The organism is Methanophagales archaeon (assembly GCA_021159465.1).
In the GTDB taxonomy this organism is placed as follows: Archaea; Halobacteriota; Syntropharchaeia; order Alkanophagales; family Methanospirareceae; genus G60ANME1.
In genome coordinates, this window is record JAGGRR010000017.1 from 37,484 (window position 1) to 48,732 (window position 11,249).

9 protein-coding genes are annotated in these 11,249 nt (G+C 45.7%); 4 read left to right on the forward strand and 5 right to left on the reverse strand.

All coding sequences use genetic code 11. The annotated features are described in order from the left end of the window. Positions 1–23: 23 nt before the first annotated feature. The 3 genes from J7J01_00790 to J7J01_00800 all read left to right on the forward strand — a co-directional run bounded on the left by J7J01_00790 (position 24) and on the right by J7J01_00800 (position 4,187). A complete protein-coding gene (locus tag J7J01_00790) occupies positions 24–1,001 on the forward strand; it encodes a hypothetical protein (GenBank protein ID MCD6209427.1) in 978 nt (325 codons plus the stop codon). A 47-nt stretch (positions 1,002–1,048) separates the two neighbouring features. Continuing rightward, a complete protein-coding gene (locus J7J01_00795) occupies positions 1,049–3,490 on the forward strand; it encodes a hypothetical protein (GenBank protein ID MCD6209428.1) in 2,442 nt (813 codons plus the stop codon). A gap of 139 nt (positions 3,491–3,629) precedes the next feature. After that, complete coding sequence (locus J7J01_00800) at positions 3,630–4,187, forward strand: hypothetical protein (protein MCD6209429.1); 558 nt, start codon at positions 3,630–3,632, stop codon at positions 4,185–4,187. 50 nt (positions 4,188–4,237) lie between these two features. Here the strand turns inward: J7J01_00800 and J7J01_00805 are convergent, their stop codons facing one another. The 5 genes from J7J01_00805 to gatB all read right to left on the reverse strand — a co-directional run bounded on the left by J7J01_00805 (position 4,238) and on the right by gatB (position 9,645). Further along, positions 4,238–5,404 carry a hypothetical protein gene (locus J7J01_00805; protein ID MCD6209430.1) on the reverse strand — a complete coding sequence of 389 codons (1,167 nt, stop codon included), beginning with the start codon at positions 5,402–5,404 and terminating at the stop codon, positions 4,238–4,240. Between the two features lie 82 nt (positions 5,405–5,486). Beyond that, positions 5,487–6,287, reverse strand: a complete 801-nt coding sequence (locus J7J01_00810) for an MBL fold metallo-hydrolase (protein ID MCD6209431.1) — start codon at positions 6,285–6,287, stop codon at positions 5,487–5,489. A 5-nt stretch (positions 6,288–6,292) separates the two neighbouring features. Next, positions 6,293–6,751: a 4Fe-4S binding protein gene (locus J7J01_00815; protein ID MCD6209432.1), complete on the reverse strand. Its 459-nt coding sequence runs from the start codon at positions 6,749–6,751 to the stop codon at positions 6,293–6,295. Between the two features lie 4 nt (positions 6,752–6,755). After that, the gene (gene truD / locus J7J01_00820) at positions 6,756–8,120 is read right to left on the reverse strand and encodes a tRNA pseudouridine(13) synthase TruD (GenBank protein MCD6209433.1); all 1,365 of its coding nucleotides are present in this window, start codon (positions 8,118–8,120) and stop codon (positions 6,756–6,758) included. Between the two features lie 82 nt (positions 8,121–8,202). After that, the gene (gene gatB / locus J7J01_00825; protein ID MCD6209434.1) at positions 8,203–9,645 is read right to left on the reverse strand and encodes an Asp-tRNA(Asn)/Glu-tRNA(Gln) amidotransferase subunit GatB; all 1,443 of its coding nucleotides are present in this window, start codon (positions 9,643–9,645) and stop codon (positions 8,203–8,205) included. A 156-nt stretch (positions 9,646–9,801) separates the two neighbouring features. Between gatB and J7J01_00830 the strand changes: the two genes are divergently transcribed. After that, positions 9,802–11,249 (forward strand): glutamate--tRNA ligase (locus tag J7J01_00830; protein ID MCD6209435.1); only part of this gene is annotated, 1,448 nt, incomplete at its 3' end.

An 11,249-nucleotide genomic window follows, 5' to 3' on the forward strand; every position in this document is an offset into this window, starting at 1 on the left:
TTGCATATACCATAAATATTGAGATGAAAAGTGGCAGCATAGCTATAATGATGTCCAGGCTTATGCTCATGCTTATGCTTATATCCATACTGCTGCTGGGTTATACGCTACCGGTAGCAGGCTCGGACGAGTTAAAGAGGAGTTTGCTACGCGATATAATATCAATGGATAAAACGGAGTTATTTAATAATTACGGCGAGCTGGCGCTTGCAAAGGCGAAGACACAGGCAGTGATTCAGGGCATGCCTGGCTATGAAGTGACCGCGAAGACCAGAAACTGGGTGAACATCCTCATTGAGATTATCAATGACTTTGAAGCAATGACTGCCCTGAGCGAGAATGAAGAGCCATCATATCATATAGGAGCCATCAGGAAAGCAGAAGCGATCAACAATTCTATATATGAGTTGAGGAGATACGAGACACCGGAAAGAGAGGGGATACCCATGCTTTTAGAACTCGCACTTAAGCGTTTTTACCGAAAAGAGGGGTTCTTCTTTCAGAATATCGCGGCTAACACGGGGGAGACAAGATTGAAGATCGAATACGAATATATAAGTTCAAACGCATATGCATTGGGAGGGATGCCCAGCGACGCCACGCGAATGGAGTTCGAGGCGAGGCGCGATGAGCGTATATATAACAGGGATATGAATCGAGCTAAGGAGTATATAAACGCCTCAGAACTACACCTGCACAAAGCCATGAACTCCCGTTCTGCATTCTTCGGCGCTGCATTCATGCAGATAATAAAAGCACGCGATTCGTTCGAGCAAGCGAAGGAGTTATATGAGAAGCATAAAGATAAAGAGCTGGAGAACGTGAAGGTAAGGGAAACAGAGATAGAAGCTGTTTACCGCAGATTGATGCTCGATACACTTGAGGTCGTTGCATTATATCTCATTGCCCTATCTCTAATTACCGGTATCCTATGGATGAAGTTCATGAGATGGCATGGCGAGCTGGATGACACGATGCTGGGTGAGGAGCTCATTGAGTAATAGGATAAGGGGAAGGAATAAGGACAGGATGATGGTAGGATAAAATAATGAAAGGAAAAAATCGGATGATTACTATTGCACTTCTGATATGCGCAGGTATGATGATGATAATTACTACATCCACAATAGAATGCGCCGGTGCATCATCTGCTATTTCAGTAACTCCTTCTACTGTGAACATATTTTTCGATTCTCCCACAAAGGATACATTCACAGCAGACAGGACTGTAACAATAACCAATACCGGTGAAAACGCAACCAATGTGAGTATCATACCAAGTTATGATTACATTATTATTACACCGCGTGAATTTACGCTCAACAGTGGCGAATCACGTCAAACCACAATTGAAGCAGATAAAAGCGCAGAGGAAGGTTCATACACTGTCCATATAAAAACCGATACTGATACCGAGACCAGTATCACCGTCAATATAATCTACTGTGCGAAGATTACAGTGTCTACATCGCAATATCCTATTGATTTTGGTGAGGTTGCCAGCACCAGCACTGTATCAAAAGAGATTACTTTAAGTGAAGAGTACGGGTACAAAACCCTGAGTGATGTGACAATAACACGAATTTCGGGCGAGAATGACTGGGTTAAACCATCCCCGAGCAGTGGTATCACCGTCTCATCATCCCAAGATAAACATATTAGATTCACACTCACGCCTGGACCACCTGATTACAGTAGACGCGATAACAGATATACGTGGAAGTTTAGCATTAGAAGTGGTAGCCGGTACGTAGAACCCGCTACAATAACAATCGAAGCCCGGATAATGAGACCGGCGAAGCTCGGTGAAGTAGCACACGCGAAAAAGTTGAATCTCAAGTTCGATAAGCCACGGGGAACCGTCATGGAGTATCATAGGTATACCTATCTGGCAATAAAGAACGAAGGCGATGAACCCATGACAGTAAGGGTCACCCGCCCACCACCCTTAGGTGGCTATATTCATGTGGATGCACCCAGTAAGGTTACTGTCGCCGGGAGGGATACCAAAAAACTCAAACTCCATATTACTGCACCATACGATGCACCTGAAGGCACCTATAAAGGTATATTACATTTAGACGCTGGCAAGGCGGGTAAGGCTGATGTGGTCATAAGTGTAGTGGTGATATGGCCAGTGGATTTCAACATCTCGTCCTCTTCGCCCTATTTCTCATATCCGCCACTCTCTATAGACTTTGGCTCCTTACAACTGAAGGACCGGGGATATGAGCAGCGAAGACTGAATCTCACACTTACTGAGTACTATCGCTATAAGCCCGTCAGGAACTTGCGGCTCTCAACAGAGGGTGAATACAGCAACTGGTTAAAGGATAGGCATGATTTCGCACTGATTCCACCCGGAGAATCGAGGAACATCACTATTGTGATACAGCCGGGACTGGAAGCGGTACCTAAGCACTATTCCTGGACGTATTATCTCAGTGCGCGTGAGATAAGTGCCAAGCGAGTACAGATAAGAGCGAAGATCGTGCCCCTGAATATCCCTGAGATGATTAAATACCTGGATGCATTCAGAGAAAGCCAGTTGCATCGAAGCTATCCCTCATCGGAATATATAATATCAAATGGGACAGAACTGCTGCAGGATATAGAGCGTAGCGAGATAGGAGTGGAGGACTGGCGTAAAATACCCGTGTTGATAAGAGCAACACTATCCTTATTAGATGCTTTGAACAACAGTATTATGCATAGTGCTAACAGAGATTATGACCATGCAGTTGAGAACTTATTGGCTGCTTCGGTCTCCACATCCACCATCGACTCGAATTCATTACTGAATAATGACCGCATCTTTGGGTATGCAACCGAGATCGCAGCCAGCGCGGACAGGACAACCCGGGAGGTAGCGAGAGAAGAAGCGAAGATGCTTGAGTTACGTGCATGGAGTGTAAAGAAAGCAGTAGAGCATGCCAGGGATGATATAAGCAGGTTAAAAGAGGATGAGAATGTGCTTGAATCCGCGTTGTGCTATCAACATGCTGCTACACTCTATGGACTGCTCAATGAGCGACAGAAGAGGCAGGAATGCATCTATGAGAAGTCCAAGATGATGGACTGGCATGATGAACTGGTTAGTGATGCAACAGACCTCCGCATAAGGGCAGAGGGTATCATCTCAGATAGCAGAGAGAGAGACCTCGTCAGACTCTGGAACAGATATCTGCTCCTGAACCCTTATAATTATGATACTTTCTCCGCCAGTTATGAAACCGCAGCGAGATACTTTGAGAGGGCATCGGATAAATACAGGCTGGCAGGTGAGTCTTTTCTATACCGAGACACCATATCCGAGTTGAAAGAATTGGAGGCAGAGAGGAGCAGTATAATCTCTTTATTCTTCATTTCATGCATACTCTATGCCATCATCTTCTTATATGCGCTGAACCGGATAGTCTGTGGCACGATGGCGTATTTAAAAGATACTTACGAGCGAGAGATAGGGAACATCATGGTTAACGCCGGATAGGAATAAAAAACCTTTCTTTCAAAAAGAAAGCTTTACCAAAGAAACATTATACTTCAGGTACTATAATAACGGGTAAAGCAAAAACAAAAATCGAAAAGTTTTTAATAGCAAAGAGAGAATACGGATAACGTGGTGTAAAATGAAGAAGTTGGTAGTGGCTATTATTGCTCTGGCTTTAATAGGAGTAATGGCAGGCTGTGTGCAGAAACCAGAAGTGACGCCGCCGCCAGAGGCAACACCTACAGTGACACCAAAAGTAACACCAAAGGTGACGCCTGCATCAACACCAGTGGAAGTAAAACCACAACCTCAGGTGAAGACGAGTTGCGATATGTGTCATAAGAGGGAATCAACAGCGAATTTGAAAGCTCATGTGGAAGGTGGACTGCTGGTGAATGGTAAACCTGGCTGTTTTGACTATGCAGGCAAGTCGAATCTTGCGAGTGGCTGTCATGGTCGTAAGAATGCCACTGTGCATACTGTTCATCCCTCAACAGTTGGATGTATAGTATGCCATGGCAAGATACCGACGATACCGAAGAAAGGACCAGGAGGTACGACCTGTGAGGAATGTCACGGCTATCCTGAGCCATTAAAGCCGAGCAAAGGGAATCTTGTGAATATACATCTTTCAAGGGGTAAGGACTGCACAGTTTGCCATGTCGGGGAGATATCTCAGATACATGGTCTGAAGTGAAGTAGTAGACCGTTCTTTCTCTCCCTCCCCCCTTCCTTTTTTTATTCAATTCAAGAGATAAAAGAAGAGAGTATCTTGATCAGACTTATCTGGTGAGTGGTTATATCAAAAACGGAAGATATGAGTACTTTTTTGTTGTATAATCTTTCTTCATCACCTGTGGCTGTGGATGTGAAGATGCCCCACAGCCATTTATTCACACCACCAAGAAGACTTAGACTTATCTTCCCCGCAGAGGAATCCTGCATCGTCATCGACGGCTGCACTTCGCTGCACTCTTCAACATACAGGAACCTGATGATACTTGTCCCGGGGATAGTAATCTTATAGGTACCAGGAACCTTTTTGGTCACGTAGAAATGAAACGTCTTCGATTCCATGTGGTCTAAGGTGACAGAAGTTTCTGCTTCTTTCTCTCCATTTATCACCAGTGCAATTTTTCCCGTTCCTCTCTCTCCTGCATTCCTCACAGTAACCGATACCTTCACGGACTCGTTCGGCTTCACTGCAAATTTGTCTACCCACATGTCTATCACCTGGAACTTTGTACCACTGAGCATAGCTAACGGAGTAGCAATCGGAGCTGTAATCGGCTTTTCCCTCTCTTCTTTACTCACATGCGGGCGTACGGAAAACCAGATACTTGTCATCTCCTCTAAAGAATCGGATATGGATTTCAATGCTCCTAAATCGTCTAAATCGTCTGCATCACTACTGGTCTCAAAGAAGTCGCGCAGATCATCAAATTCATCTTCATTATTGAATATGCTCTTCAGCGTACCTGTCACCTCCACCATCCGCTCCAGTTCATCTACCCTCGCCTTGTCCAGACGATTATACGCGAATATCCTCAATTTATAATTGCCATACAGCCACCATGAAGGTATTTTCTTTGTATACACAACGTAGGCACCACGATCATAGTCCCTTCGGGTCACTTCCTTATACTCCATAGAGACCACATGATCCCGTGGATCCTCAATGACGAAGAAGAACTTGACAGCCACAAATCCATCATAATTCACGTTCTTCATCTCCGTATACACTTTAAGCGTGCTCCCCCGGGTAAGAGTGCTACTTGCAGGCACATAATCATTAAAACCACGAACATCAGAGACAATCACTGCTTTCACAGCCGCTACAACAGAGACGGAAGAAGCAAGAAGCAATAACGAAATCAGCATTACTAATATTACTGATATACTTCGCCCTTTCATTTCTATACTTCCTTTATAGCCTAAACATATTTAAAATTTAAAATTTAAAAGCATAATAAGAATAGCTTCTGATTTTGCACGATTAGAGTGGGAGTTGCCCAAGGTCGAATTTCATGCCATCGCGCGCCGCTATTACTTCCACACCCGTCTCCTCGCTTATCCGCTTCGCTATCTCCCAGGGCTTATTTCTCAGCATCGTCATGCCGAAATGTGTGAGAATCGCCACCTTTGGTCTCCTTATCTCTATTATCCGCCTCGCATCTTCCACACAGAGATGCTGTACACCCTCCCTCCTCCTGTACATCGCTACGTTCATCACGAGCACCTGACCATCATAATGATCCTCCAGGCTCGGGAAATAAAGTGTATCGGAGATAAAAGAGACCTTTGTCCTTGTCTCCCCCCTCTCTTTTATGTTCAGTCCATAGGTCTCAACGCCATGAACATGCCTCTTCGGGGTGTTTATCTCCAGCTTACCGATGGAATAAATCCCACCCTCTCTCATCACTTCGATTCTTTGCAGAAGCTTTTTGTAATAATCCAGGACAACTGCATCACCACCATTTGTAATTGCATCCCTGGGACAAAGCAGTATCCCCCTGGGCTTGAATCCTCCCTCTGTCATCGCTTCTATCATCACATTCACATCATTTGAATGGTCTAAGTGCTTATGAGTCAGGATGATGCCACGGAGCTTAGCAGGATTGATCTTCGGCTTTGTTGTTGCAAATCGCACCAATGTACCGGGACCAGGGTCTATAAGGATATTCGTACCCTTTAAAGAGAGAACAGTACCAGCCGAAGACCGGAACTGGGTTATCATGACGAACCTTGCACCCGCGGTACCAAGAAATCTTATCTCATCCCTATCCTTCGCTGTCATCTGAGTTAATTAGTATCTGCCTCAACCAGGCTGATAGCGTTATGCACACAATAATCGGCACATTCGCCACAGTATCGACAGACAATAGGCTTATTCTTATCGTTATCCCAGAATATGGCGCCCAGAATGCATGATTGTGCACAAAGTCCGCAGCCTATGCATTTATAGTCGTGGAATACCACCCCGCCCCCTTCTTTCCTCGCACTTAACGCGCCCGTGGAGCATACTTTTGCACACGGCGGGTTCTCACATGCACGACAGACGACGATAACAAAACCCCGCTCTATACCTCCTGCTGACTTCACTCTTATTGCCGAATCCTTAAATCCGCCCTTGCCCACGCGCCGCGAACATGCAAACATGCATTCCATACAACCAATACATTTGTTAACATCAACAGTTGCCAGCTTCTTCGCCATTTTTGGTTTACGATAAAGATAAGCAGAAAGATATATAAAAATCATATCTTCATTTCATCTTCATATATTCACGCAATACAACAGTGGCATAAGAGCCCTTTGGCAGGAAGAAATTCAATTTCACTCGCTTGCAGCCGGGATTCATCTCGTCATCGCTGAGCTCTTTGCAGTTAACCTTCACAGGTACTATGATTGGTCTCCTTGTTCCCCTGGAACTCAATGCTGGCAGTACATTGAGCTTGAAATCAGAGAGTTCAATACCCTCAGCAGCCAGAACTTCACGCTCTATTTCGCCTTCCAAACCCGCTCCCAACTCGGTCGCGAAGCCAAATACCGGCGCGGTTACAAAAGCTCTACCTCGTTTTATCAGCCGATTAATCGCATCCACCTTCTCCTCTGTCACGCGCTCCAGCTTAGCCGGATCAGCGAATCCATGTTCATTGCGATAGCAGACAATATCACCGACGAGAGCCGTATTGAATGGCTGCTGCCGATTCATGTTCAAGTTTAAACTCAAACTCAGACTCAAGCTCATGCGCTTACTCAAGACGAGATTGAAGAGATAAGCCTGATAGGCATGTATGAAAAGCTTCTGCAAGTTCACGGGTAATGCATTAAAGGCAGCGATATAATCGGATTCACTCAACTGTTCCGTGCTCTTCTTCGCTTTCACCAGCTCGTTCAATATAGCTCGCTCGTAACGAAGTGGCATTCGCTTCAAGCACTCTTTAAAATTGCCCTCTTGGCATAGCTGCCTCGCTTCTCTCACCTCTTCACTCTCACTCTCATCTGGCGTGATATATGCGAGATATGTCATAACCGCACCCTTTACATCGCCCCTTATCAGCCTTTCACCGACAATATGCGTTATTGGACGGTTGATGCCGAATCGTTGAACGCCGAAGAAGTTTGGTATCCCACCCATAGCGTCTATCTCAGCCGAGATGGAATTTATCCTCTGTAATATCTCGTCCTCACTGCCCTTTAGACCACGAATAGTAATCTCAAACTCATTACCATAGAGGTCACCGAGCGATACAGGCTTATTTGAACGCCCTATTATCCGCAATGTCACATCTTTCAGTCTTATATGAGCGAGATCATCATCCTCAATGCCGCTGATACTGATCTTCTGTGTGGTAACGGCGAATTTATCCTTGGTGCCTGCGAATCCAATTCGTTTTCTGCTAATACCCAATCGCCTTGAGAGCTCTCTTATCACACTGTGGGTGTCCCAGTTATCCTTTTTGAGCTCAAGAATCAGGAATCTACCGGTATCACCCTCCTCGCGATTGGTGACCTCACGAACAATGAAGTCAGAGGGCTTTTGCTTTATGATACCACCGATTCCGGCAGTTCGAGTAGCGTAAAACCAGATACCCAGACGTTTCTCCAGTTCGCTGACTGTGTGCACTCTCATTCTATCACATTTGCAAAGTCAAAGTAAAAGTAAAAGTAGTAGTTAGTTGTACGCATAATTTTAATCTCAACCGCGACTACCGCGCATCGCTTCGTGAGCCATAGGCTTGAGCTTTATCCATGAGTCTTATACGAACCTCCTTCGGCTCCGCCCGCCCGCGTGTATACTTCATCACCTGTCCGACGAGGAAGTTCAACGCCTCATTCTTTCCAGCGAGATAATCTGCGACTGCATTTTTGTTATCCTTTATCACTGCATCTATTGCTACCTCTATCTCTGCCGGGCTGATGGTTGCCAGCTTCTTACTCTTTATTATCGCATCCGGCTTGCCACCCCTATCGAGCATCTCCCTTATCAACACTGTTGCACCTCGTTCTGTGATTATTCCTTGCTTTAAATATCGTAAGATAGCGACGAAATCATCAGGTGAGAGTCTCTTTTCAGCTTCACGCATTGTTATAGACCGATAATTCAATTCTCCTTTCAGAACATCTGCAATCCATGTGGCACTCAATCTCGGGTCTATCCTCGATGCCACAGCCTCATAAAAATCCGCTATATGCTTATCATACGTGAGTGCAGTTGCATGCTCTGGTGTTATTGAATATTGTGTTATGAACCTCTTCCTCTTCTCATCAGGCAACTCAGGTATCTCCGCCTTCAGGTCTAACACGGACTCGGCGATACGAATGGGTACGAGATCGGGCTCAGGGAAGTAGCGATAATCCTCTTCAAATTCCTTCGTTCGCATCGAAATTGTTATACCACGCACTTCATCGTAGTGGCGTGTCTCCTGTTTGACTTTCAAACCCCGGCGTAATAAATTCTTCTGTCTCGTTATCTCGAATGACAATGCACGTTCTACACCTTTATATGATGATATGTTCTTGACCTCCGCTCGCTCACCACCTGCCACTGATATATTGGCATCAACGCGCATTGCACCCTCCAGGTCCCCATTAAATACACCCAGGTACTCCAGAATACTCCTCAACTTATTGAGAAATATCCGCGCTTCTTTCGGTGACCGGAGGTCAGGCTCGGTTACTATCTCCACCAGCGGTATCCCGGAGCGGTTGTAGTCAACGAGCGCATACTTCGCGGTATCTATCGTGCCCTTATATACCAGCCTGCCGGGATCCTCTTCGATATGCACCCTTCTTATCCTTATCTCTCGCTCCTCGCCATCGCTCTCTATTCGCACCATGCCGTTGAGTGCGATAGGGAAATCATATTGCGTTATCTGAAATCCACGTGGGAGGTCAGGATAGTAATAGTTCTTGCGGTAGAAGATTATCCTCGGCTGCACTTCACAGCCCAGTGCGAGTCCTACTTTTATACCATACCTTATTGCTTGCCCATTCACAGTGGGCAAAGCACCGGGTAAACCCAGACAGACCGCACACACATGCGTATTCGGTTCTGCATTATGATAATCGGTAGAGCAAGGACAGAATAGTTTCGATCTGGTGAGAAGCTGTGCATGACATTCTAATCCGATCTTCACCTCGCTCTCCATATCCTACCCCCTCTCACTCTCACCTTCACTCTCATTATTACATTACAATTCAATACATTTACAATTCATAATTCATCTTGTCTTGTATAGATAAACGTAAACGCAGCACCAAAAAACACCAACCTGGATAAATTGTAGGATATAGAGATATAAAGGATGAGGGAAGAGATAAGGAGATATGCATTGGAGAATGCGGTGAGATATGGTAAACCGCCGCGGGTAGATGCGGTATTGAAGAGGTTTCTCGGTGAGCACCCGGAATTGAGGAAGGATGCGCAAAAGGTTGCCAAATTGGTAGTAGATGAGATAAGGGATATAGAATCGAAGGGGTTAGAGGAGTGGAATGCGGAATTGAGGCTTATAGCACCGGAGATGGCGGGCACGAGCGTGAGTGTGACCACAAAGAGAGAAAGCAGAGAGGAGACAAAACTACCGGAACTGCCCCTGAGCGGTCATGATAAGAATGTTGTTATGCGCTTCGCACCCAATCCGAATGGTGCAGCCACGCTTGGCAGTGCCCGCGGCATAGTTATCAATTCCGAATATGCGAAGATGTACAAAGGCAAGTTTATTCTCCGGTTTGACGATACCGACCCGCTGTTGAAGCGACCGATGCTAGAGGCTTATGAGTGGTACATTGAAGACTGTGAATGGCTTGATGCCACGCCAGATGAAGTGATTGTGGCATCGGAGCGTATGGATTTGTATTACCGGTATGGTAAAGAGCTAATAGAGCGAGGGATGGCATACGTGTGCCTCTGCACGCAGGAAGAGTTCAAAGTTTATAAAGAACGAATGCGAGCATGTCCACATCGCACTGCGGACGTTGAGACGAACATGGAGAACTGGGATAGGATGCTGAGTGGCTTTTATGAAGAGAAGGAAGCGGTACTGAGGATAAAGACAGATATGGCTAATGAAGACCCGGCTTTAAGAGATTGGGTTGCATTCAGGATATTGAAGCGGGAGCATCCACGCGTTGGCATGCGATACATTGTGTGGCCCACGCTGGATTTTGAATCCGGGATAGAAGACCATCTACTTGGTATAACGCATATATTGAGGGGCAAAGACCTTATGAAATCAGAGAAGCGGCAACGATTCCTCTATGACTATCTCGGCTGGCAATATCCAGTAACAACACTCTGGGGCAAGATAAGGGTACACGAGTTTGGCAAATTCAGCACCTCAGAACTGAGGAAGGGCATAGAGCGTGGTGAATATGATGGCTGGGACGACCCGAGGTTGCCAACATTGAGGGCACTACGCAGACGTGGATTTCAACCCGAGGCGATTCGGAAGTTCTTTATTTCTATGGGCGTTTCTCAGAACGATATCGCAGTGAGCATGAAGAACCTGTATGCGGAGAACAGGAAGATTGTGGACGTTCGTGCCATGAGGTACTTCTTTGTACACAGACCGGTGGAGATGATACTGAAGAATGGGAAGAATGGCAAATCAAAAACACTTGTTGCAAGGGCATTGAAGCACCCCTCAAGGAGTGATTATCGTGAGATAAGAACTGGCAACAGGGTATATGTGAGTGGGGCTGACTTTGAGAAGATGCGTAAAGGGCAGCGAATAAGGCTGAAATACCTGTGCAC

Coding starts and splice junctions, on each gene's coding strand:
- J7J01_00790 (MCD6209427.1), top strand. CDS start 24: ATGAAAAGTGGCAGCATAGCTATAATGATGTCCAGGCTTATGCTCATG.
- J7J01_00795 (MCD6209428.1), top strand. CDS start 1,049: ATGAAAGGAAAAAATCGGATGATTACTATTGCACTTCTGATATGCGCA.
- J7J01_00800 (MCD6209429.1), top strand. CDS start 3,630: ATGAAGAAGTTGGTAGTGGCTATTATTGCTCTGGCTTTAATAGGAGTA.
- J7J01_00805 (MCD6209430.1), bottom strand. CDS start 5,404: ATGAAAGGGCGAAGTATATCAGTAATATTAGTAATGCTGATTTCGTTA.
- J7J01_00810 (MCD6209431.1), bottom strand. CDS start 6,287: ATGACAGCGAAGGATAGGGATGAGATAAGATTTCTTGGTACCGCGGGT.
- J7J01_00815 (MCD6209432.1), bottom strand. CDS start 6,751: ATGATTTTTATATATCTTTCTGCTTATCTTTATCGTAAACCAAAAATG.
- gatB (MCD6209434.1), bottom strand. CDS start 9,645: ATGGAGAGCGAGGTGAAGATCGGATTAGAATGTCATGCACAGCTTCTC.